This window comes from Bdellovibrio sp. HCB117 (genome assembly GCF_047305915.1).
GTDB lineage: Bacteria > Bdellovibrionota > Bdellovibrionia > Bdellovibrionales > Bdellovibrionaceae > Bdellovibrio > Bdellovibrio bacteriovorus_B.
In genome coordinates this window covers 3,398,282-3,420,089 of the sequence record NZ_CP178622.1, presented here as the reverse complement: position 1 = coordinate 3,420,089, position 21,808 = coordinate 3,398,282, and the positions used below count along the sequence as shown (strand labels likewise).

Sequence of the window (21,808 nt, the reverse complement as noted above, 5' to 3'; positions counted from 1 at the left end):
GAAGGAGCAGCTTATGAATACTCTTCTTAAGAAAAACCATGAAGATTGCGAACTAGCTCAAAAACTACGTGAACGAATTAAATGGGATAAGAGAGTAAGTGAAGCTGACCTCGATATCGTCGTCCGTGGAGGTGTAGTCATTGTCAGTGGCTGCGTTGATACCTCATACAAAAAGAATGCGGCACTGGAAGCGATCTCTGACACCGAAGGCGTTTGGGCCGTGGAAGATCGAATTGTAGTTCCAGTAGATTTTCATAGGACGGATGACGAGATTACGGAAATCCTGATGTCCGAGTTGATGGAAATGATCAAGATCGATGGAGAGCATATCGAAATCGATGTGATGAACGGAGTCGTAAAACTTTACGGCGAAGTGTTCCGTCCTCGACTGAAAGCGATGGCCGATGCCTCAGCTTGGGAGCTCTCCGGGGTGAAGGACGTCATTAATTTCATCGAAATTAAAGACCCACCTCGCCGAGCTCCTCTTACTACTGATGAATACCAACCGCTGTTCCACAACCCCGGAACAGATTTTGAGGCAACTCTGAAGGAGGTTTCTTGATGATGAGAGAAACAACATAATTGCGGTCCTTTTCCCATCCCTCCATACGGGCGCCCTTTCTGTGGCGCCCTTCTTTTTTTCTTACGCTCGAAGACGGAAATTTCTTTTAGGCAGTGGATTGGGTGCTGGCCTCTTCGGTCGGCACGCCATCCGGGCTCAGTCGGTGCCGAGGCTTTGCCTCGGTTCGCGCCGTCGTGGCGCCACCGAAGGCCGACCTTCGGGCTAGCACCCAATCCACTGCCTAAAAGAAATTTCCTTCGATATAAGAAAAATAAGAAGGGCTACAGACGGCGGCTTTTTTTTGGGCGGCTTTGCCGCGTTTTTTGTTTTTGATGTTTGTTCGTAAAGTCGGGATACTTTTTGTATGAAAAAGATTTTGGTTTTTAATGGGAGTCCGGCTGGGGATGGTGGGAATTGTGCTCGGTGGGGTTCTTGGATTTTGAAGTGTTTTAAGAAATTGGGTGTGGATTGTTCTGTGGAAGTTGTGCATTTAAAGACGACTTCTTATGGGGCTTCTTTGAAGAAGAAGATTTCTGCGGCCGATGGATTTGTTTTTGTTACGGGGACTTATTGGGATTCTTGGGGGAGTCCTTTGCAGAAATTGCTTGAGGAGATGACGGAGCTTGAGGGGACTTCTTCTTTGATGGGGAAGCCCTGTGCGGTTTTTGTGTTGATGCATTCTGTGGGTGGGAAGTCGGTGCTTTCTCGTCTTCAAGGGGTGTTATCGACTATGGGGCTTTTGATTCCGCCTATGAGTGGGATGGTTTATTCTTTGGTTTCTGAGGTGGCGCTTCGTTCGAAGTCTTCGCATCGTGATGATTTCTGGCAGAAAGAAGATGCGCTTCTTATTCTTTCGAATCTGGTGAAGGCTTGCGATTATCGTGTGGATTGGGAAACTTGGCCGGTCGACAAAAAGGATCCTCGTCGGATCTGGCTGAAAAACTAGATTGCTTGGTTTTTTGTTTCGAGGGAAGAGAAGCAGCCTTACTTATTGTGCTTCGCAGGACAAAAAAGAAGCAGGCACTTCTAAAAAAAAGGCTGCGCTAGGCAGCCTTTTTTAGTTTCCTTTTTTGCAAAAAAACTACGTCATTGATTTCGTCAAATCGCGAACTTTTTTGGAAGCATAGTTTTCTGAAACGAAGTTCCAGTTGATTTGATTCCAGAAAGTCTCAAGGTATTTTTGACGAAGATTGCGGTAATCAACGTAGTACGCGTGTTCCCAAACGTCAGCAACCATCAATGGAGTTGGGCCGTTGTTTGTGAATGGAACTTGTGCGTTTGAAGTTGATACTAGGCTCAATTTGCCAGAAGCATCTGTGCAGAGCCAGATCCAGCCTGAACCGAAAGTCTTCATACCGCCATCAACGAATTTTGCTTTCAACTCATCCATAGAACCGAAGTCGCGTTTGATTGCGGCATCAAGATCTGCAGAAGGTTGTCCGCCTTTGCCTTGCGGAGCCATGTTGAACCAATAGAATGTGTGGTTCCAGCCCTGAGCTGCGTTGTTAAATACGCCGCCAGAAGATGAAAGTACGATCTCTTCAAGAGATTTACCTTTCAACGAAGCATCGGTTTCCATCATCTTATTCAAGTTGTCCAAATAAGCTTTGTGATGTTTGTCGTAGTGATAGTTCATTTGTTCTTCATTGAACAAAGGAGCTAATTCAGTTTTTGCGTAGGGAAGTGTTGGAAGTTTGAACATTAATACGCCTCCTGTTGTCTAATGAAAGTATAATGAAAACAGGAGGCGGTCTATTAATTAAGCATTTTCGCCAAGCATCGTTCTGACGAAGGTTGGCAAAGTGAACGCAGCAGAGTGCAGCTCTTCATTGTAGTATTTAAGACCTTTGGCTGAAGAGAATTGGCGCGCTTTGTCTTTGTTGAAGTCTTTCGCAGGGTGATAGTTTCCTTTTACACCGACTTGCAAGCTCCACATTCCTGATGGGTACGTTGTGGCGTGGAAAAGCATCGTGTGGACGTTGGATTTTCCAAAAATGCCTTTTAAGCACGAATTCAATTCAACGAAAGTGCCTTCATGGAACATGGGCGATTCACCTTGTGTGATGATGATGCCGCCTTCTTTTAATGCGTTTTTGCAGTTGTTATAGAAATCGGCCGTGAAAAGACCTTTTGCTGGACCTACGGGGTCCGAACCGTCAACGATGATCACATCGTAAGAGTTTGCTGCCGCGTCTTTCACAAATTGAATGCCGTCACCGATAATAAGATTCAATTTCGGATTACCGAATTCAGACGCGATTTTTGGAAGATGTTGTTTAGAAGCACGCACAACAGCTTCGTCGATTTCGACCATCGTTACTTTTTCAATTTGATCATATTTGAAAAGTTCACGGATCGTTCCGCCGTCACCACCGCCGATGACTAGAATATTTTTCGCGTTTCCGTGAGCTTGCATCACAGGGTGAGAAATCATCTCGTGATAGTGGAACTCATCACGCTCTGTGCACATCACCATGTTGTTGATAGCCAGGAATTTGCCATGAGAATAAGAATCCAAAACGCGAACGCGTTGGAACGGATTTGTTTCGTCGAATAGCACATCCCCTGTGTAGCGCAAAGACAAAGCCTGGTTTTCATCTTTATCTGTGAACCAAACGTTGCGTTCGATTTGGAAACCTTTTTTCAAATCGAAGGAAGGCTCTGTGCGCAAGTGCTTCGGTTGGAAATCTGATTTTTGGATCACGTGCAAAGAACCACGGTTCATTTCAATCGCCGAGTAATTTGCCTGGAAAGCTTTTTTCAAGTGCTCAAAAGAAACCCAAGGGTCTACAGAGTCACCGCATGTGAAAAGATCGACAGCGGCATATCTGTATTCAGGCCATGTGTGGATGGCCAAATGACTTTCTTGGATCACCACCACACCACTCACACCCCAGGGAGAGAAATGGTGAAAGGTCGAATTAATAACCGTAGCTCCAGCAATTTGAGCGGCATCAATCATACTTTTTTCGATGATCGATACATCGTTCAAAACCTCGGCGTTACAACCACTGAACTCAACTAAAATATGGCGACCTAAAGCTTTCAATTCCGTGCCCTCCCAGGGAAACTTGGTATTTTTGTTTGGAAAAGGGGGGTTCTAGGTCCTTTTGACCCCCCATGCAAGAATTTTCTTCAGAGAATTTACGGCGGTCAAACCTAGATATTCTGCTCTAAAGCAGTGTCCGCTCTGAACTGCGCCCAGAGCGGTTTTCGACAGGAAAATTGTGTTTTATTTGTGTTTTATCTCGAAGCAGTTGTGGATTTTTTTATCGTGGAAGTCTTGGGGGATGGATTCTTCGGTCAAATCTTTCACGGTGTATTTGGCCTGAATTTGCTCTGACAGTTTAAACTTTCTTTTGTTGTTGGAAAAATAAAGGACTCCACCTGGCAAAAGAAGGCTCATGCAGGCATTGACCAGAAAATCTTGATCTCTCTCCACCTCAAAAGTGTCTTCCATTTTTTTGGAGTTTGAAAATGTTGGCGGATCCAAGAAGATCATGTCGTACATAGGGTTGTTTTGGTTCAGGCGCAGCCATTCCAAAACATCAGCATTCACAAACGTGTGATCTTCGGGATTGAGCTTATTCAAACTAAAGTTCTCTTGAGCCCAGCGCAGATACGTTTGCGACATGTCGACACTGGTGGTTCTGGCGCCCGCAAGGGCGGCAAAAACACTGACCGACCCTGTATAACAAAACAGATTCAAAAACTTTTTGTCTTTAGCGGTTTTAAAGACCTTTTGGCGCATAGGGCGGTGATCTAGGAAAAGCCCGGTGTCCAAATAGTCATAAAGGTTCACTTTGAGAACAGCTTGGCTTTCTTGCACCGTAAAAGTCTGACTTTTTTCACTTAACTTTTCGTATTGCTTAAGGCCTTCCTGACGTTCGCGCTTTTTGATGACCATATGCTCGTCATCGCTTTTAAAAAGAGCCTTTAAGGCTTCTGTGACGTGGGGAAGATGATTTTTGTCTTTATCGCGAACCGCATCGCTTTTGTCATAGATCACGTAGAAGTCTTTGTAGATATCGACGATAAAAGGGTACTCAGGAATATCACGATCATAAAGACGAAAAGCCTCGATTTTGTTGCGATCGGCCCAGCTTTTCAGCTTTTTGTAGTTCTTTTCTAGACGGTTCTTGATCATATCCATGGCGTGATTCCTGTACGGCGGTTTTAGACAAAAATACGTCTTTATGGTACCAATTCTTTATGTTGGCGCAAAATCGGGCAGAACACCTAGCATTTTTACTTAAAAAACCCGGCTTCGAACTCGCTTTTGTCGAGCACGATGGTCATGTTTATTTTGCGCACTACTGTCAGGACGCGGTCACGCCTTCATCGGCAGTGGTTAAGCTTCTTCAGGGCCTCTTCGATCGCTTTGTCGATCACAGCTTCTTCATTCTTAGAAACCGCATTTTTACGACGGCCCCGCTCACGGAAATGTGCCGTGGAATGATTAAGGTTGTTGCTAAAAGGGCGACCGACTTAATCATCCCGCGCAACCACTGCCTGGATGTCCAGTCGCAGTTTTCTGAAATCGGTCCAGCCGAAGTGAACGTATGGCCTTCGACCCACTTGCCAGAACCGGTGTTTAAGCGATCTCAAAGTCTGTTTGCGGAATGCGCATTGAATGAGAACTTAATAGCCTTAAGGCAAACCGCCCTTTCCTTAGCATCACAGGTACCCCGCGGAGAAATCCTGCACGACTATGACCGGGATATTGCCGCTGTTCTCGTCGATGCGGAAGGCCACCTTTTAAGTTTTGGAGTGAATGCAAACTCGAAAAATAAAACCCTGCATGCCGAAGTGAACCTGTTACAGGGTTTTTATCGAAGAAGGGCTACGAAAATCCCGGCACACGCCATTCTGTATTCGACTCATAAGCCCTGTAAAATGTGTGCGGGAATGATTTATCACTGGAGTGAAGACCCCGCGTCCTTGCGGGTTTATTATACGGTCGAAGAAAAAGGCTCATTATCCAGAGAGACCATTTTGGATAAGATGAGCCTTAATAAGCCATTTCCTGCTCTGTAAAAGTCGCAAGAATTGTTTTCAGCAAAGTGTCTTTGCGGATCGGTTTGGACAAATGTTTATCGCATCCGGCTTGCAAACTTTTTTGAACGTCTTCAGCGAAGGCATTCGCGGTACAAGCAAAGATTTTCGTAACGGGACGATTCATCTCTCTTTCCATTGCGCGAATGCGGCGAGTGGCTTCATAGCCGTCCATTTCGGGCATCTGAACGTCCATAAAGATAATGTCGAAATGTTCTTTTTCAACCAACTGAACTGCTTCGACGCCGCTTTCTGCATAAGAAATAGAATGTATCGTGTTCTGTAAATAGATCCCGAACAAGGCACGATTATCATCAACATCATCGACGATCAGAATTTTTAAGCGTTCTTTAGTTAAACTATTTCTAAGATCTTCTTTTTTTCTTTTTTGCGGAAGCTGCGCAAAGTTATTGAGCTTTTCCAAAGTCGGTTTTAGCGTCGCAGTGAAGTAGAACACGCTTCCCATACCCACTTCACTTTCAAGCCAGATTTGTCCTTGCATCATTTCGACAATGTTTTTCGTAATCGAAAGACCTAGCCCGGTCCCTCCGTATCGACGAGTGGTGGTCGGGTCGGCCTGTGTGAATGGTTGGAAAATATCTTTGAATTTAGATCGCGAAATTCCAATGCCCGTATCCGCTACGCAGAAAAGAACGTTTCCGGGACGAGAAGTGCGGTTGCGAGTCACCCGCAACGAGATTTCTCCACCGTGTGTGAACTTGATGGCGTTATTTAAAAGATTCATAAGCACTTGGCGAAGACGGTCCGCGTCCCCAATGTAGAAAGAATCCACGTCGGGATCGACTTCAATGCTTAGCCTCAGGCCCTTTTCTTTTGCACGGAATCCTAAGACGGAAGTGAGATCATCCAAAAGCTTCTGCAAATGGAATGGCAGCATCTTTAGTTCCATTTCGCCAGCTTCCACTTTGGAAAGATCCAAAACGTCGTTGATGATTGTCATCAGCTGATTGTTCGCGCGCTGAAGGATCTCAACGAAGGAAGCTTGTTGGTTATCCAACTTCGTTTCGGCCAAAGTATCTGTGATCCCGATGATCGAGTTTAATGGCGTACGAATCTCATGGCTCATGTTCGCCAGAAAAACGGACTTAGCATAGGTCGCCGCTTTGGCTTTTTCGGCCGTTGAAGCGAGTTCTTTATTTTTCTTCTCTAAGTTTTCGGCCAGGCGTTTTTTCTCGGTGATGTCGATCACCATTTTGATGATCTTCATCACTTGACCGTTAGGATGACGAACCGGTGTGTAAGAGCCCTGGATCCAAACCTCTTTTTTAGTTTTTGTGACCCGTTTGAATTCACCGATCTGCGTTTGCCCTTGAGCAAGTTGATACCACATTTGTTGATAAGAAAGTTCGTGCTGCGAGTTTTCAGGCAAGAACATAGAGTGGTGTTGGCCTACGATTTCTTCTAATTCGTATCCCATGATGTTCAAGTAATTGCGATTTGCCCAAAGGATAAATCCGTGAGCGTCGAACTCGATCACCGCGTTTGAATTTAGTAAAGCGTCATAGACTTGATTGGTCATGTGACAAGTCTACTGGCTTTGACACTGCTTAATAAAATTACAAAATCGCCTGGGAATTAAAGTTTTGTAATTTCACTTGGCGATTTCGTAAATTTCATCTGTGGCCTTACACATGCTGAATGACAATGGACTTTTGATGTGAATGAAAACTGACAAAATCCTTCGGATTCCTTTCTTCGTTTCCGTATCAGAGGGAAAATAGAAAAAAGGAGGTCGATATGGCTATGAATCAAATCCAAGATAGCGACACGGCCAAGTGTATTAATAACTGCTTAGCCAGTGTTAGAGTGTGTACTGAAACTCTTCATTATTGTTTGCAACAAAAGGGGACGGCCTTTTCCGGCAAGCATATTGCCCTTCTTCAATTCTGCGCGGACGCGTGCAGTATCTCAGCCAAGTTGATGATCGCGGACTCGGAATTTCATCATCAGGCGTGCGAGCTTTCTTTTGAACTTTGTGATGCTTGTGCCATTGAATGTGAACGCTACGAGGACGACGAAGTTTTCGCCAATTGTGCGGAAGTGTGTCGTCGATGTGCTGAATCCTGCCGGGGCATGGCGGGTATGACTGTGCGAATGCCGATGCAGGGGAGAAGCGAAGGGACTCAAGCTCGTATGTGAAAATAAAAAAGCCCTTTGCGAAACAAAGGGCTTTTTATTTTTTTAGATTTTGTAGAAAAAACTATTTCGCTGGAGTTGCAAACATAGAAGTCGCAAAGAAGCTCTTACGGAATGTAGACCAGTTTGCATCAGCAACAGCCGCGACTCTCCAGTAGTAGTGTTTACCAGCTTCCAAACCTGTGGCTTCAAAAGAAGTGCCTTTAACGTGGTATTCGTTAGCGACCAACCATTTAAAGTTAGGATCTGTGGCCAATTGCACGTGGTATTCAGAAGCGCCTTCAACAGCTTTCCATTGCAAAGCCGCTTTATCCGCTTTCACTTCAGAGAAATAAGCAGGTGAAGCGATTTGTGGAGTCGCTGGAACTTCTCGTTTCGCAGGAACTGGTTGTTTTGGTGGGAACAAGGCATTCATTTTTTCAGCCAATCCACCGTGACCGCCGCCACCATGGCCTTCTTCCGCCAAAGACGGAGATGTAAGAGCTAGAGTCAAAGCGAATGCGAATAGAGATACAGCGATCTTCATGGTAAAGTCCTTTTGTAAACGATGCTTAGAAATTAAAATAAAATAGGGGCGATGAAAACCCTCTTGCGCTTTTTGCTGGGGGGTGTTAGAAATCCCCTTCGGTTTTGCGGATGATCGCTCTAATAATACTCTAAATTCTTGAAATTAGAGAGGAAAGTCCGGACTCCAAATGGCAGCGCAAGGGGTAACGCCCCTCGACAGTAATGTCAGGAACAGTGGAACAGAAAGAATATCCAGGACTATGATCCTAAAGGCGGGAACGGGAGCCTTCTGGGGAGTCGCTGGAGTGAAAACAGCCAAACTCTGCGCGGAGCAAGATCAAATAGGGAAGCATTAGTAGGACGGCCAGTCCGTAGCTTTCGGGTAAGATCGCTTGAGGGTGTTAGTAATAGCACTCCCAGAGGAATGATCATCTACGATTATCGGGACAAATTATGGGACCTGGTGATTGGGACAGAATCCGGCTTACAGCAAAACCGTGATCCCGCCTTCCTTCTTAGGGGCACCAAATTTTAGAAAATTTCTAATTTCAGGGCCTTTCCTTGGGAAATAGGGCTTTTTCACTTAAAAAGCTCTTCATGAAAACAACGATTCTTTTAGCGCTCTTATTTATCGGTTTTTCTGCGCAAGCGGCTTTGACTCTGCCAACTCCTGCGAACTACGAATCCGGTCGTACTCTTTGTCAAAAGACTTACGCTAACTTGATAGCCCATGAAAAAGGAATCTACGTCACCGTTCCTTTTGATTATTCCAATCCTTCTTTAGGTACGACTGACATTTATTCTTATTTTGTCGGTGGAGTTTACGACTCTAACAAAGAAACGCTTTTGTATTTCACAGGTGGCCCGGGCTCAACGGCTCACTGGGGGCTTTTCCGTCAAGCTATGCCATACAATGTTTTGATTATGGAACAGCGAGGAATCGGCTGTTCTCGTCCTGCGACTTTAGCGCAATATCTAAATCCTGAATTCTATTCTTCTGAAAATGTCGCGCGCGATGCCGAAAGAATTCGCCAGCACTTGGGAATTTCGAAGTGGACCGTTTACGGCATTTCTTATGGCACAGTTCCGGCAACCATTTATTCTTCGCTTTTTCCGCAAGCGACCCGCGCGACTATTTTAGAAGGTGTCGTCTTTGATGGCGAATCGGGATTGTGGGATGCGCCTCATCGCCGCAAACTTTTGCAACGTATGCTGGGAACTTTACCGGCGGAGATTCTTCAGAAATTAGATCAAGTTCATACGCAATACGGTGTTCCCGCGATCTGGCTTTCAAATTACGCACGCACTCAGATGATGTATGACGATGGGTTGAACAAAATCAAAGAACGTTTTTTGGGTTTTGCCGACGAAAAAAAATATCAAGAGTTCATCAAAGAAATGGTCTCGATGTTTGAGCCTATCAATTACACTCCGCATGTGCTTTTTATCTCTAATGATATTCCATATTTTATGATTGCCTGTCAGGAACTTGGATTGGCTCTGCCAAACACTAGCACCGCCGACGCTTATAAGAATGGAGTTCTTACGCCGGTTGTGGATACGGAGTCGCAAGCCCACTGTCGTCAACTTCGTGCCGGGACAAAGTCCACTTACAAAGCAGAACGCTATCCTTTGTTGTCGCCTGTGACATACTTTCAAGGATCTGATGACAGCGCCACGCCGTCACCACAGGCGATCAAGCACTACAAAACGGTTCCAAAGGCGTCGAAACAAATTTTGATTCAAGTGCGCGGTGGCCATAATCCAAATTTACAACTTGTTAACACCGAAAACATTCTTCAAACTCAAATCTTTCATATTGCTTTTAAGGGAGAAAAAATCCCGAAATTTTTGGTTAAAGAGTTCAACGAATCCGAAGAAGTGTTTTGGGCCTTCACTAGCAACTAAGTGGACGCGGAAAACGGTGACTTTTCGCACTGAGACCCACGTCTAGAAAGAGTGTTGGGTAACAAGTTCCCATCGGAATGTATCCGAGAAAGATTTAAATTTGACGTATGGAGGAATATTTCATGCGTCGATTGGTCGTTGCTCTTACGGCATTCTCATTGATTCTGGCCTCGTGCTCTTCATTTCAATCATCGAATAGAGCGCCAGCTTCGGCTCAATACTTCGTTGATCCTAAATATTATGATTTTCAAGTTCTGGTTGCAGAGTCTTTGGACTTTCGCGCAGAAGCTTTGAAATTTGCAGAAGCAAAAAAGCTCAATGAAAAATCTGATGTTGCGCTGACACGTGAAGAAGGCGAGTGGTTGCGAGAAAAAGGTCGTAAGTATCTTGAGATCCGCAAGAAGCTCATGGATTTGGCGATCAAAGAAGGTGAACTCTTCTTAGGCGAAAACCGCGTGAAGCTAAACGCATACAAAGGCACTTCGTCACAAACAAAAACTCGCCCTGGTCCTTATCGTGGACCGCACGAGGGACAGTCTGTCACTTATACCGTAACTGAAATTGATCCCACAGACAAATTAGGTGAACAGCAGTTCTTCCGCATTCAAATGGCGCTGTCGGCGGCTTTGCTTTTGTTAGATAACTATCTGGTTGCGATCCAGCCTTATAATGATAACTCCGCTCTTCGTTACGTTCTGAACTATGATACAAATGAGCGACGCGCTCTTCAGCAGATTGCGGATTCTTATTCTTCTCCCACACGTCGCACACAGGTCGAAAAAGCCATTCAGTTTGTAGACGAAGTCATGGCTTGGCGCCGATCAAAAGGAATCGAAACAAGTTCGGAAGAAAGTTTCTTATACGGTTTAAGTCAATCAAGCATCTGGTACTTGGCGGTTAAAAACGGACAAACCAGTTCCAGCTTCAAAGATTCGATTGTGAATTTATGGAACCGACTGACTCTTCGTGGAAAGCGCGGCGTGCGCGCCGTCTCTTACGGAGTCAGCATGGGTTTTGGCAATATGGTTGGCTTAGTGGAAACGCGGAAAGGTTATCTTTACAACATGCCATCCTCAGAAAAAGAGGCCTTAGTGGCAGAGATGAAGCCTTTGGACATTCTGATGGAAAAAACCCCGTTTCGACTTACTGACAAGATGATTCCGGGACATTATGGTCACGTGGCGATTTGGCTGGGAACGGAACAACAACTTCGTGAATTGCAGGTCTGGGATCAAATTCCAAAGAATATTCAGAATAAGATTCGCTCTGGTCATCGCATCGTTGAAGCTTTACGTCCGGGGGTTGAAATCAACACTCTGGAGCATTTCTTAAACATTGATGATTTCTTGGTGATTCGCGATAAACGAAAAATGTCAGACGATTATCGCCGCAAAGCCATTCTGCAAGCGGTGGCGCAAATCGGAAAAGAATATGATTTCAATTTCGACGTCGCGACCCATGAACGTATTGTCTGCTCGGAAATTGCCTATGTCGTTTATGCTGACGTGAAATGGCCATTGGAAGAGATGGTTCGACGCTACACGATCAGTCCTGACAACGTCGCCCAGCTCGCAGTGGGCAACAACCCTGTCTTTGAGCCGGTTATCATGTACTACGGCGGAAAACGTTACTTCAAAGATCTTCCGTTCTCTTTGTCTTTGTTACTAAAGGCGACGGATCAATCATACGCTGAATTTGAAAAATTCCAGAACCTATAGGATGCGTTTATGAGAAATAATTTGCGATGGGCTCTTCTAGCGGGAGCCTCTTTCTTGTGTCTACAATGTACTCATAAAGAGAAGCGGGAGCCAGCAGCGACAAAATCTCTTACTTCCGACGCCGGGGTTGCAGCGGCCGCAGAAATCTTCGGTGGAGATTCGCCGACACAAGCTTATCGTCATCCGCTGAAAATTGATTTTTACACAAACGGCGATAAGAATTATTTATCTAAGACGGCTAGAAAAGCTTTGGAACAAGCCTTGACCGAAAGTCTTTCGGCGGATGTTCCAGAGCAAGCGCTGGCTAAGATTGTTGTGGGGAACCTGAAAGAGTCGATGATCGAAAACTTCGTAAAGACGATGAAGTTTTATAAGATCGTGAATACGGGACTGCAAATTGATCTTACGTTTGTTCCTGAAACCTATCGTAAAGACGACTACGGTCCCGAGCTTTCAAGCAATCAGCTTTTTCGCTTAAGCGATACCGGAAGTTTGAGTCGGAAGTGGGAGACTTTAGAAAAGTCCTCTGTCACCGGATCAATGTATAACAACTCGGTGTATATTCCTGTTAAAAAAGACGCTGACTATATCGGCGGAATCGTAACTCTTTATATTGAGATTCTGGATATGAAACCGGGAATCCCGAATCCGATGAAAAAGGGCGTAAAGGGTTATGTGCGATATCGCCGTTATTATCGAGTGAATGAAGCTTTAAATAAGCCTGTGCAATGCGAAAACTTTATTGCGACGGCCAAAGGGGGCGGGAACGGCGTTCCCGTCTTCTATACGGTGGATCTTTATAAGAACTTCAACCTGAAAAATATCATTCCGACGGATGAGTATTTAGAGGTTTATCCAGGGCTGTTAGCGACCTCCAGCGAGGGCCGTTACGAACTGATGCCAGATAAGTCAGACGCTGCGGGAAAATCCATCCCAACGGCGACATTTATGATTGAGCCAAAGAAAAAGTATTCTGAATATGTCAGCTTTACGCTCAAAAAAATTGTTTACGATATGGAAAAGAACGAAATCGATCTTTCTAAAAGTTCCGTGGACCTTGTCGAGTACAATTCTCACAACCAGGATTCTTCATCCCAGAGTCAGGATGCGGCTCTTTCCAATGCAAAACGCCAGTTGCTTAAAAAATGTGAAAAGCCGCTCAGTCGATTCCTGAATCTTGAATCTGTTCTTAAAGGAAGTGCTCTATGAAAAAAACTGTCATCGTCTCTTTAGCATTTCTTCTAGGCTGGCAAGCGCAGGCTCAAAATGTCTCTTTGAAAGAACGCTTGGTTGCTGTCGAGTTTTATAAGAAGAATTTCGATGTTCTCTATTCGGCTGAAGCGTGTCGCCGACCCGAAACTCTTTTAAAGGAGATTCAAAAACTTCCTAAGGCTGAACAAACAAATGCCCGTGCTTTTGTGAAGGCCTATGAGGCTCAAGTTCCAGAATCCTTGTTGCTGCCTTTGGTTTATTGGAAATTTGTTAAAAAGAATTTAAGCAATGAAAACCGTGTTCTGCAGTCATTGCTTCAGTACCGCATGCAGCTTCTGCGTGATTATTCTGAGCATCCACTTAAAAAGGATAAATCTGCGCAGGCGAAGGCACGCACCATGCTAGAAATGCTGGCGACAAAAAGTCAGACGGCATTGTCTTTACAAAGCACAGAGTTGACAGAGGATCTTCGCAAGATATTCCCCGAAATGGATGACTATGTCCTTTCATCAACGGGTCTTATTGCAGGAAACGTTGTCGAAATCGTCAGTCATAATGAAACCTCACCTGAACGTATTCAATGGTTCAACGATCGGGTTATCTTTGCCGGCGGAAAACTGGATTTTAACCAGCCTTATATGAAAATGCCTCTATCGAATGAGGATGAAGGGCATCCTTCATTCAAGGATCCGATGTTTGCAAAGATTCGCGACATGATCATCTCGTCGAAAGAGTCGGTTTTTATTAATATTTTCCTTTTCGGTGGGACGATGGGAGGAACACTTTCCAAGTTTCTTTTAGATCAAACTATCGAAAAGAAAAAAGCCAATCCCAATTTCAAAGTTCTGATCATGCACGACTATGCGACGAACTATAATATGAAGGATGAGATGATGCCGATCTTTAAGTATATTAAAGATCGCGCGCAAGAGCCGGCTTTAAAAGGTTCGGTTATTTTGCTTCAAGCAAATATCCAAAGACATCCGCCCGGAATACCTTTTGGTTTGACAAACTTTGTTCCTAAAACAGAAGAAACATTCAAATCCTTGGAAAAACGCAACACTTACTATGAATCAAAAATTGATCACAGCAAGGTCATTGTTATCGATGCGGAATCAGATGCGCCACAGGCTTACTTTGGTTCAAAGAATTGGACGGATCACAGTGGCGGATATTACTTCGACAACGCCTTGTACGTAAAGGGGCCCGCTGCCGCTATGGTGCAAGCTGCATATTATGATGATGTGGAAGCGGCTTTGACCTTAGATCCTAAAGAAAGAAAATGGTTCTTCTTTAAAGAACAGGGCTTTTCGAACGAGGCTTATCTGCCTCAACGAGATAAGATTCTTTCTTGGTTTAAACTAAAACGAACTGCGTTTCCTGCAGTGGGAAATCAATATGTTCGTTTGGCGGAAGCTAATGTGGACGGAAAAATCAAAGATACGCGCAACATGCTTATCGACATGATCGCAAACGCCCAAAGCCACATATATATGGAGCATCTATTCATCTATGACAAATATATCAATGACGCTTTGATGAAGCGTAAAGCTCAAGTGCCATCTTTAAAAATCCGTATTGTGGCCGACCACAATGGGAACTTTAAGATGGGAGGCTTGCCGAATACATTGTTCCTAGGTCAATTGATGGATCATGGTATCGAAGTTCGTGCACGTCGTACGCTAGGAATTGAGGCCCACTTTCCAAACGGCACGAAACAAGAGTACCACCAGGAAAATCATCGCAAAATCACCTCGGTCGATGGAAAAGTCCTTTTAGTTGGTTCGTCCAATCTGAATCCAGATACATTGCAGGGAAGCTTCCGCGAATTTGGAGCTCAGATTTATGACACCGCAGAAATCCGCAAGTTCGAATCCGAATTTGAGGAGGATTGGTCTGATGATAAAAAGATCGGCCCTTTCTTTGAAGGGGATGCCTTGCAGTTAACAATGATGGGAAAAAAGCTTTCTCCCGAGCTAAGTCGCCTCTTGAATGACGTGGGCGCAAAATTGATTCGAGCCAAAGACGACATCGAGAAGCGTTAGAGTTAGTTCAAAGTATCACCATGACGCCGAAGAAATATCTTCGGCGTTTTCTTTTTTAACGCCTTGAGATACTATTTCTTCCTATGGAAAAAATGGCTTGGAATATCGAATCAGAGTACCCGTCGTGCACGTCTCCGGAGTTTCAAACGGAGTTTGCTAACTTTGCTAACAAAGTTTCTTTGCTTGAGGAACTTGTCAAATCAGTGCAAAACGCACTAACAAAGGCCTTAGACAACAACGCGGATCCTGCTTCATCAACGTGTGAGCAGGTTCAGAAAATTCTTTTGGAACGAGACGCTGCCATCGTCCTTTCGATGAACATGGGCACTTATCTGAATTGCACGCTCTCCGTCAACTCTGCGGATGACGTCGCTCAAGGGAAATATTCAGAGCTTCAGTCTATGAATTCGCGTTTCTGGCAATCTACGATCCCAGTGAATAATTTCTTAAAACGATGTTCGGAAAATTTCTTAAGTCAGGTATTAGCGCATCCTGAACTGAAGCCGGCAGAATTTTACTGGAAGAATGAAAGAAAAAATGCAGACACGCTTTTAGCGGACTCAGAAGAAGCATTGCTAGAAGCGGTATCTAATCCGGGTTTAAGATCCTGGGGCGAGCTTTACACGAAGCTTAGCGGTTCTATGCGCTGTCACCTTCAGTGGGCCGATAAGACGGAGACAGTGGGCTTGGCTCATGCCAGTTCGTTGACTAGAAACGTCGACGAAAATACTCGTAGGGTAGCGTGGCAAAGTATTCAAAACGGGTGGGCCGAACATAAGCATTCTGCGGCTTTCATTTTGAATTCTTTGGCGGGTTGGCGCCATGAAGTGAATAAGAAAAGATCTTATTCTAAACCCGTGCATTTCCTCGATACGTCATTGCACAGCAATCGTATCGAAAGAAAAACTTTGGATGCTTTGATGACTGCTTGTCATAACAATCTCAGCGAGACTCGCAAAGCTCCTTTGATGATGGCAAAAATGATGGGGAAGAAAGCTTTAGATCCTTGGGATCTTTTAGCGCAAAGTCCGGTTTCTGGTGGCAAGAAAGAGCGTTCCTACGAAGAGGCTTTGCAGCTGATTCAAGATTCCTTTGCGCAGATTGATCCGCAGATGGGGGATTTTGTGAAGATGATGGCCGACAATCGTTGGATTGAGGGCCGAGTTCTTCCGAACAAACGCAATGGAGCTTACTGCACAGGATTTGCAAAACGTCGCGAGCCGCGTGTATTTATGACTTACATGGGATCAAACAGCGATGTTTCTACATTAGCGCACGAATTGGGCCATGCCTTCCACTCTTGGGCCATGCGTGATTTGCCAAGATCACAAACGGGTTACCCTATGACGTTAGCAGAAACGGCCAGCATTTTTGCAGAAACAGTTTTGCACGATGTTCTGATTGAAGAAGCTCAAAGCAAAGAAGAAAAGATCGAATTCGCGTGGGGAGAAGTGGAGGGAGCGACAAGTTTCCTAATCAATATTCCAGCGCGTTTTGAATTTGAAAAGAACTTCTATGAACAGCGTTTGAAGCGTTCACTAAACGCCGATGAGCTTTCGCAATTGACGGACGAAGCATGGACGAAGTGGTACGGACCGACATTGACTTCGAATGACAAGATGTTCTGGGCGACAAAACTGCATTTCGCTATGGCCGGAACTAGTTTTTATAACTACCCGTATATGTTTGGTTACTTATTTGCGATGAGCATCTATGCTCGTCGTAAAGAGCTGGGTAAAGACTTTATGAAAAAATACGTCGAGATTTTGCGCGATACCGGCCGAATGACAGCGGAAGATTTAGTGCAGAAGCATTTAGGCGAAGACATTCGTCGTCCCGAGTTCTGGCAAAAATCCATTGATGTAATAAAGAACAAAGTTAATGCATTTGAAAAGCTAGCGCTTAGCTAGCGTTTCTTTTGAAGATAGAATTTCAACAGCTCGGAAGTGCTTACAAAGCTTCCGTCTTTGAATTGACAGCGATCGAGCGCAAACCATTCATTGCCGACCTTGAACTCCAGAAGCTCAGGCTTGCCGTCAAGCTTGCGACAGAGATTGAATGCCGGGTTGCTGTTTTCATCGTGGAGTTCAGAAAACTTAAAAAATTTTCGATCATTGAAAGCGGTGGTGCACTTTAGATCTTTACACTCTTTGGAATAAAGCTGATTTTTATCCGAGTTAAAACAGTAGTGAGCTTTGCTTGTTGAGACGATGCCGTTCGTTGTTGAACGAAAACTGCCATCCACGCACTGAAGCTCGGACTGTGCGAAAGAAGAACTGATAAGAATAAATAAGATACTACTTAACATAGTCTAAGAACTTTCCTCTTTGCATAATATCGTTTTTAGGAATCCAGATGTTGCCTTCTTTACACTCATACGCAGGATCATAGCTGCAACCTCGGCCCCATGAGTTTCTAAGAAGATATTCGCATTGTCCGGATTTTTCATTAAAGCGACGACCCACGATCACACTGGCATGCATTTGCGTTTTTTCAGTGTCCCGGCGATCCATAAGGTTGGAAGCGTCGTAACCTAAAGCCACAGGATTACTTTTATTCAGCTGTTCATCAAGATCGCGAATCATCGCTTTCTTGTCGAAGAGATACATATTGTTTTCAGTCTCTAAATTTGCTTTGATGCGCGGATTGCAAGTTTTGTCGGCCAAGTTATCAATGAAATTGCGCGACGAACTCTCACTTAGAACTTTTTGCAGATCACCTATCTTTACGTTGGGGAACAGAACTCGTGAGGCTTGGTGAAGTTGCACGCAATCCGCTCCAGCGATGCCCAGCTTTTGTCTTCCCAAAGAATCAATTTCTTTAAGCGTGTTCTTCAAGTTCGAACGTGAGTTGTCTTCGCTGGGAAAGTCCTTTTCTAAGCAAAAACCTTTTTGGACGGCGTTATCGATGGCTGAAGCGGTGAAACCACCCTGAAATTTTTCAGCCGTTGATCCAAAAGTTTTCTGAATATCACTGATAATACCGTCGTTATAGGTGACCGCCATATCTGCGGCAGAGATTTTCTTTTTAAGTCTGTATGAGACTAGATCCGCGCCAGCAAATGCATAACACCAACCAATAGAGTCTTGATTTCGCACAGGTCCCATTTCTTTGCTCATGTCGACGCCCGTGCAGGTCTTTCGTTCGCGTGCCGCTGATTTAATACCTTCTTCTTTGTACCGTTTTAAAAAGGCGTCCGTTTCTGCTTGGCTCAGGCCGACGCGTTTTGCATACAGGCGATACTCGGTTTCAAACATTTCGACGCGGCCGTTTTCAGAGAAATTTTTGATGTCATCTTTTATGCGCGACATCTCACCGCGAATGGAAGTCGTTTTAAGTGACTCTAGGAAGTTATCTGAAACACCCATGTTCCGGTTGTTGATATTGCAGGCTTGAAGATCTTTCTTCGTCATATCAACGAGACGAGAGACGTCTCGGTAAGTGTAATTCTGAACGATGAATTTCATCTGCTCGCGAACAGCTTCGCGATCACACTCTTGAGCGTGCGAAAAGCTAGACAAAAGAAGGGCTTGAATAAAGACGAGTAGAATCATCTCCAATTACATCGGCCAATGCGCCGATGTAATTGAGTATTTTTGAGGTTTTACTTAGGGAAATGGCGCATTTCCGCAACTTTTTTGAAGGCAGGGCGTTGCTGGAATTCGCTCATCCACTTTTGCACATTTGGATAAGCTGTGAGGTCATACTTAAGTCCTAACAAGATATTCGTGACCGCGCCCACATTGACGTCGGCAACGGTAAAGCGGTTTCCTACGAGATACGTTTTTCCTTCAAGGCCGCGGTTTAGAACACCTAAAACTCTTGGCAAGGCCTTCTTCGCATTCTCAATGATTTGATGATTGCGGTGTTCAGCGGGAACAAAGATTTCCTGGATCATCCAGCTAACAGCAGGTTCCTGAAAATCGACAAGACCCCATAAGCTCCACTGTTGAATCAAAGACTCTTCCTGCAAGTTTTTCGCGGCTAACGGGCTTTCGAATTTTTTTGCCAGATAGTTGGTGATAGCCATGGATTCCCAAAGTGTGAAGTCCCCATCGACGATCGCTGGAATCTTTCCATTCGGGTTGATCTTAAGGAAAGCTTCAGACTTTTGCTCTTTTTCACTCATGTTCAAAGGCATCACCTCGTAGGGAATACCCAACTCTTCAAGCATCCAATAACAGCGACCCGCGCTAGACATCGGAGAACCGTAAATTTTAATCATAGATAACCCTCCTTAAGAGCTTGCGCTGGAATAAAAACGCAAGGCAAATTTCCAAAATTTGTTTGAAAGATAAATTAAAAGACCCGCAAGAACGACGACCCAAGCAAACAGTTCCAGTTGCGGTGGTTCTAAGAGGGCGCGAGCAGGAACACTTGCGATCACGCCGACGGGAAGCGCGGTTAATAGAACCCATTTAAACCAAGGAACATAAATCGAATCGGGGCGCATCCCAAGCTTGTAAATCTGATACCAAATGAACTGCAAATTTTCTGAGCGTGCAAAGATCACGGCGGTTGAAGCCATAAAAAATCTCATGGCGTACAGAGCGACCAGTCCACAAGGAATCAAAATTAAGAGCCACAACAGTCGAAACCAATTAAATTCAGAAAGTTGCAAAAGACTGTAGATGAACCAAGCCAGGCCCAGCCCCAGATTTCCAATCATTGCAGTTGATGCTTTTTGCAGACTCAGCATGAACTGCGAGTTCACAGGCTTAGCTAAAAGCAGATCCAAATCACCTTTGCGGACTTTTTCGGAAAATTGATCTAAGTTTTCCGAAAGGATGATCATATAAAGTCCGTCGACCACAAATACAATTCCCAGAAAGACACGCATCTGTTCTAAGTTCCAGTCACCAATACGGGGGGTGTGATGGAATAAAACTTCAAATGTTATAATCTGAGCCGCATACCAGAAAATATCTGTCATGATTCGAGTCAGGAAGTTCACACGATATTCAAGATCGGCAATGAAGCTGGTCCTAAAAAGAGCGAAGTACAAAAGAAGATACTTTTTAATGTTCTTCATTAAGCACCTGTTCCCGCATAAGTTTTGATTCCCTTACGCCACATCGCCATGCCAATTAAATTTACGACGACAATGCCGATAGTGACGGAGACAAATGACTGCCATACTGTCGCTATTTCAAGTCGACCCGTGATATATCCGACAGGAACATAGACTCCGGCGCTGAATGGAAGAGCGATGGCCCAAGTTCTGAATGGTTCTGACATCAGATCCAAAGGAAAAAGTTCTCCGGTGAAAAGCCACAGAGCTAAATTCTTTGCTCCAGTTAGGGAATAGACCTTATTGAAATAAAAAGCGATGGAAGCAACCACAAAGCTGATCGAGTGAACCAGGATGAGATAGTAAAACTCTAAAGCAAAGGCCATGGGAAGTCTTGAAAGCTGTGTCGGTAATTTAAAAATCATAACGACACTAAGTGGGATCAGCATCGAGACAAGTGTCGTGACGAATTTGTATCCCATCAACTGCGAAAAATAATACTCGTAGAAACTCATGGGTCGAACCAGCAGGCTGTTGATGGTGCCCGTGTCGATTTCTTGAATCATTCGGTATTCATACATCCAGCTCGTGCAAATGCGCGCAAAGAAAGCGCCCCAGAGAGCATAAGAAAGATAATAGTCGCGGGTGAATCCGGCAACTTCGGCTGTGCCAGCACCGACAAAGACCGCGTACCACAAAAGCATCTCGATGCCTGTGGTGATCGTCGGTTGCAAAATCGCATCGACGAAATAGTTCAGGCGATATTCAAGATTTGTGACGATCGCTAATTTAGCGAACGCGAGATTCCGTTTCCAAAAAACGGCGGATGACATCTTCAAAATCGACCTCTTCATTTTCAGCTAATTCACTATTTGATTTTGCCACGAAATCAGGAACCGTTCCCTGATAGACGATGTGCCCTTTACTAATCAGAAGAAGCTTGTCGGCAAGCTTGGCAATGTCATCCATATAGTGGCTGGTCAGAATGACGGTGGGGCTTTTTTCTTTAACGTACTCATCCAAGAATTCGCGAATGGTTTCTTGGGCGACGATATCAAGGCCAATGGTGGGCTCATCCAGAAATAGAACTTGGGGTTCATGTAAAAGCGCACCGATAATTTCCATTTTCATGCGCTCGCCTAAGCTTAAGCGGCGTAATTGGGTGTGCAGAACGTGCGAACACTGAAGCATATCAGCCAGGTGCTCAACGCGTTTGCGGGCTTTTACCAAATCCAAATCATAAATGCGCGCCAGGAGTGCATAGGAATCAGCGGGAGAAATATCCCACCACAACTGATTTTTCTGACCTAAAAGAATGCTGATCTGACGAAGAAACTCGTTTTTACGTTCCCACGGTCGGAAACCCAAAACTTTAGCGTCACCACTCGTTGGCGTTACCAGCCCTGAGAGCATCTTTAAAAGAGTTGTTTTGCCAGCGCCATTAGCGCCTACAAGACCCACAATTTGACCAGATTCAATTTGAATAGAAGTGCTATCAAGGGCTACACGATCAATGTGCTTACGATTCACAAAGCCGCGAAGGGAATTTAGAAATCCTTCGGGCTTTTGATAAGTTTGATAGACGCGTTTTAGATTTTCAGTTTCGATTGCTATCGCCATGTTGGCGACACTA

At 44.7% G+C, this 21,808-nt stretch carries 20 protein-coding genes and 1 other RNA gene; 10 read left to right on the top strand and 11 right to left on the bottom strand.

The genetic code is table 11. The annotated features are described in order from the left end of the window. Positions 1 to 13: 13 nt before the first annotated feature. Together ACLWBD_RS16135 and ACLWBD_RS16130 are read left to right on the top strand one after the other, a co-directional pair. Positions 14 to 562: a BON domain-containing protein gene (locus tag ACLWBD_RS16135; protein WP_063205369.1), complete on the top strand. Its 549-nt coding sequence runs from the start codon at positions 14 to 16 to the stop codon at positions 560 to 562. 364 nt (positions 563 to 926) lie between these two features. Further along, entirely contained in the window at positions 927 to 1,508 is a 582-nt protein-coding gene (locus ACLWBD_RS16130) for a flavodoxin family protein (RefSeq protein ID WP_413568988.1), read from the top strand. A gap of 135 nt (positions 1,509 to 1,643) precedes the next feature. On the opposite strand, the gene ACLWBD_RS16125 is transcribed toward ACLWBD_RS16130, so the two are convergent. From ACLWBD_RS16125 to ACLWBD_RS16115, 3 genes are all read right to left on the bottom strand, one after another. Continuing rightward, entirely contained in the window at positions 1,644 to 2,264 is a 621-nt protein-coding gene (locus tag ACLWBD_RS16125; RefSeq protein ID WP_063205366.1) for a superoxide dismutase, read from the bottom strand. Positions 2,265 to 2,321: 57 nt separating this feature from the next. Further along, positions 2,322 to 3,611: a polyamine aminopropyltransferase gene (gene speE / locus ACLWBD_RS16120; RefSeq protein WP_413568987.1), complete on the bottom strand. Its 1,290-nt coding sequence runs from the start codon at positions 3,609 to 3,611 to the stop codon at positions 2,322 to 2,324. A 183-nt stretch (positions 3,612 to 3,794) separates the two neighbouring features. Further along, the gene (locus tag ACLWBD_RS16115) at positions 3,795 to 4,715 is read right to left on the bottom strand and encodes a class I SAM-dependent methyltransferase (protein ID WP_413568986.1); all 921 of its coding nucleotides are present in this window, start codon (positions 4,713 to 4,715) and stop codon (positions 3,795 to 3,797) included. Between the two features lie 59 nt (positions 4,716 to 4,774). Between ACLWBD_RS16115 and ACLWBD_RS16110 the strand changes: the two genes are divergently transcribed. Further along, positions 4,775 to 5,599: a Bd3614 family nucleic acid deaminase gene (locus ACLWBD_RS16110; protein ID WP_413568984.1), complete on the top strand. Its 825-nt coding sequence runs from the start codon at positions 4,775 to 4,777 to the stop codon at positions 5,597 to 5,599. Here the strand turns inward: ACLWBD_RS16110 and ACLWBD_RS16105 are convergent. Continuing rightward, complete coding sequence (locus tag ACLWBD_RS16105) at positions 5,574 to 7,157, bottom strand: ATP-binding protein (protein ID WP_413568982.1); 1,584 nt, start codon at positions 7,155 to 7,157, stop codon at positions 5,574 to 5,576. The two genes, ACLWBD_RS16110 and ACLWBD_RS16105, sit on opposite strands and share 26 nt — an antisense overlap. A gap of 218 nt (positions 7,158 to 7,375) precedes the next feature. Between ACLWBD_RS16105 and ACLWBD_RS16100 the strand changes: the two genes are divergently transcribed. Continuing rightward, positions 7,376 to 7,777 carry a four-helix bundle copper-binding protein gene (locus ACLWBD_RS16100; RefSeq protein ID WP_063205361.1) on the top strand — a complete coding sequence of 134 codons (402 nt, stop codon included), beginning with the start codon at positions 7,376 to 7,378 and terminating at the stop codon, positions 7,775 to 7,777. Between the two features lie 61 nt (positions 7,778 to 7,838). Here the strand turns inward: ACLWBD_RS16100 and ACLWBD_RS16095 are convergent, their stop codons facing one another. Beyond that, positions 7,839 to 8,300, bottom strand: a complete 462-nt coding sequence (locus tag ACLWBD_RS16095) for a fibronectin type III domain-containing protein (RefSeq protein ID WP_063205360.1) — start codon at positions 8,298 to 8,300, stop codon at positions 7,839 to 7,841. A 98-nt stretch (positions 8,301 to 8,398) separates the two neighbouring features. Here ACLWBD_RS16095 and rnpB point away from each other — a divergent pair. The 6 genes from rnpB to ACLWBD_RS16065 all read left to right on the top strand — a co-directional run bounded on the left by rnpB (position 8,399) and on the right by ACLWBD_RS16065 (position 17,074). Beyond that, positions 8,399 to 8,784, top strand: an RNA gene (rnpB, locus tag ACLWBD_RS16090) — RNase P RNA component class A. 94 nt (positions 8,785 to 8,878) lie between these two features. Further along, on the top strand, positions 8,879 to 10,189 hold the full coding sequence (locus ACLWBD_RS16085; protein ID WP_413568979.1) for an alpha/beta fold hydrolase: 1,311 nt from the start codon (positions 8,879 to 8,881) through the stop codon (positions 10,187 to 10,189). A gap of 122 nt (positions 10,190 to 10,311) precedes the next feature. After that, positions 10,312 to 11,907, top strand: coding sequence for a YiiX/YebB-like N1pC/P60 family cysteine hydrolase (locus ACLWBD_RS16080; protein ID WP_081112135.1), 1,596 nt, complete (start codon positions 10,312 to 10,314; stop codon positions 11,905 to 11,907). 9 nt (positions 11,908 to 11,916) lie between these two features. Then, entirely contained in the window at positions 11,917 to 13,116 is a 1,200-nt protein-coding gene (locus ACLWBD_RS16075; protein ID WP_413568977.1) for a hypothetical protein, read from the top strand. Beyond that, the gene (locus tag ACLWBD_RS16070) at positions 13,113 to 15,164 is read left to right on the top strand and encodes a phospholipase D-like domain-containing protein (protein WP_413568976.1); all 2,052 of its coding nucleotides are present in this window, start codon (positions 13,113 to 13,115) and stop codon (positions 15,162 to 15,164) included. The genes ACLWBD_RS16075 and ACLWBD_RS16070 overlap by 4 nt, the downstream gene beginning before the upstream one ends. An 83-nt stretch (positions 15,165 to 15,247) precedes the next feature. Next, positions 15,248 to 17,074, top strand: coding sequence for a M3 family oligoendopeptidase (locus tag ACLWBD_RS16065; protein ID WP_413568974.1), 1,827 nt, complete (start codon positions 15,248 to 15,250; stop codon positions 17,072 to 17,074). On the opposite strand, the gene ACLWBD_RS16060 is transcribed toward ACLWBD_RS16065, so the two are convergent. Genes ACLWBD_RS16060 through ACLWBD_RS16035 form a run of 6 tightly spaced genes read right to left on the bottom strand, consistent with a single transcriptional unit; the run spans position 17,071 to position 21,795 of the window. After that, positions 17,071 to 17,472 (bottom strand): hypothetical protein, encoded by a 402-nt coding sequence (locus ACLWBD_RS16060; RefSeq protein ID WP_413568973.1) that lies wholly within the window; start codon positions 17,470 to 17,472, stop codon positions 17,071 to 17,073. The two genes, ACLWBD_RS16065 and ACLWBD_RS16060, sit on opposite strands and share 4 nt — an antisense overlap. After that, positions 17,462 to 18,718: a C1 family peptidase gene (locus ACLWBD_RS16055; RefSeq protein ID WP_063205353.1), complete on the bottom strand. Its 1,257-nt coding sequence runs from the start codon at positions 18,716 to 18,718 to the stop codon at positions 17,462 to 17,464. The genes ACLWBD_RS16060 and ACLWBD_RS16055 overlap by 11 nt, the downstream gene beginning before the upstream one ends. Before the next feature lie 50 nt (positions 18,719 to 18,768). Continuing rightward, entirely contained in the window at positions 18,769 to 19,389 is a 621-nt protein-coding gene (locus ACLWBD_RS16050; RefSeq protein ID WP_413568972.1) for a glutathione S-transferase family protein, read from the bottom strand. 12 nt (positions 19,390 to 19,401) lie between these two features. Then, positions 19,402 to 20,196 carry an ABC transporter permease gene (locus ACLWBD_RS16045; RefSeq protein WP_063205351.1) on the bottom strand — a complete coding sequence of 265 codons (795 nt, stop codon included), beginning with the start codon at positions 20,194 to 20,196 and terminating at the stop codon, positions 19,402 to 19,404. Next, positions 20,196 to 21,008 carry an ABC transporter permease gene (locus ACLWBD_RS16040; RefSeq protein ID WP_413568969.1) on the bottom strand — a complete coding sequence of 271 codons (813 nt, stop codon included), beginning with the start codon at positions 21,006 to 21,008 and terminating at the stop codon, positions 20,196 to 20,198. Before ACLWBD_RS16040 ends, ACLWBD_RS16045 begins: the two co-directional genes overlap by 1 nt. Beyond that, positions 20,965 to 21,795, bottom strand: coding sequence for an ABC transporter ATP-binding protein (locus ACLWBD_RS16035; RefSeq protein ID WP_063205349.1), 831 nt, complete (start codon positions 21,793 to 21,795; stop codon positions 20,965 to 20,967). The genes ACLWBD_RS16040 and ACLWBD_RS16035 overlap by 44 nt, the downstream gene beginning before the upstream one ends. Between the last annotated feature and the right edge of the window lie 13 nt (positions 21,796 to 21,808).

Bases quoted from the DNA above. Each gene is read 5' to 3' on its own strand.
- ACLWBD_RS16135 (WP_063205369.1), top strand. From the start codon at position 14: ATGAATACTCTTCTTAAGAAAAACCATGAAGATTGCGAACTAGCTCAA.
- ACLWBD_RS16130 (WP_413568988.1), top strand. From the start codon at position 927: ATGAAAAAGATTTTGGTTTTTAATGGGAGTCCGGCTGGGGATGGTGGG.
- ACLWBD_RS16125 (WP_063205366.1), bottom strand. From the start codon at position 2,264: ATGTTCAAACTTCCAACACTTCCCTACGCAAAAACTGAATTAGCTCCT.
- ACLWBD_RS16115 (WP_413568986.1), bottom strand. From the start codon at position 4,715: ATGGATATGATCAAGAACCGTCTAGAAAAGAACTACAAAAAGCTGAAA.
- ACLWBD_RS16110 (WP_413568984.1), top strand. From the start codon at position 4,775: ATGTTGGCGCAAAATCGGGCAGAACACCTAGCATTTTTACTTAAAAAA.
- ACLWBD_RS16105 (WP_413568982.1), bottom strand. From the start codon at position 7,157: ATGACCAATCAAGTCTATGACGCTTTACTAAATTCAAACGCGGTGATC.
- ACLWBD_RS16100 (WP_063205361.1), top strand. From the start codon at position 7,376: ATGGCTATGAATCAAATCCAAGATAGCGACACGGCCAAGTGTATTAAT.
- ACLWBD_RS16095 (WP_063205360.1), bottom strand. From the start codon at position 8,300: ATGAAGATCGCTGTATCTCTATTCGCATTCGCTTTGACTCTAGCTCTT.
- ACLWBD_RS16085 (WP_413568979.1), top strand. From the start codon at position 8,879: ATGAAAACAACGATTCTTTTAGCGCTCTTATTTATCGGTTTTTCTGCG.
- ACLWBD_RS16080 (WP_081112135.1), top strand. From the start codon at position 10,312: ATGCGTCGATTGGTCGTTGCTCTTACGGCATTCTCATTGATTCTGGCC.
- ACLWBD_RS16075 (WP_413568977.1), top strand. From the start codon at position 11,917: ATGAGAAATAATTTGCGATGGGCTCTTCTAGCGGGAGCCTCTTTCTTG.
- ACLWBD_RS16070 (WP_413568976.1), top strand. From the start codon at position 13,113: ATGAAAAAAACTGTCATCGTCTCTTTAGCATTTCTTCTAGGCTGGCAA.
- ACLWBD_RS16065 (WP_413568974.1), top strand. From the start codon at position 15,248: ATGGAAAAAATGGCTTGGAATATCGAATCAGAGTACCCGTCGTGCACG.
- ACLWBD_RS16060 (WP_413568973.1), bottom strand. From the start codon at position 17,472: ATGTTAAGTAGTATCTTATTTATTCTTATCAGTTCTTCTTTCGCACAG.
- ACLWBD_RS16055 (WP_063205353.1), bottom strand. From the start codon at position 18,718: ATGATTCTACTCGTCTTTATTCAAGCCCTTCTTTTGTCTAGCTTTTCG.
- ACLWBD_RS16050 (WP_413568972.1), bottom strand. From the start codon at position 19,389: ATGATTAAAATTTACGGTTCTCCGATGTCTAGCGCGGGTCGCTGTTAT.
- ACLWBD_RS16045 (WP_063205351.1), bottom strand. From the start codon at position 20,196: ATGAAGAACATTAAAAAGTATCTTCTTTTGTACTTCGCTCTTTTTAGG.
- ACLWBD_RS16040 (WP_413568969.1), bottom strand. From the start codon at position 21,008: ATGTCATCCGCCGTTTTTTGGAAACGGAATCTCGCGTTCGCTAAATTA.
- ACLWBD_RS16035 (WP_063205349.1), bottom strand. From the start codon at position 21,795: ATGGCGATAGCAATCGAAACTGAAAATCTAAAACGCGTCTATCAAACT.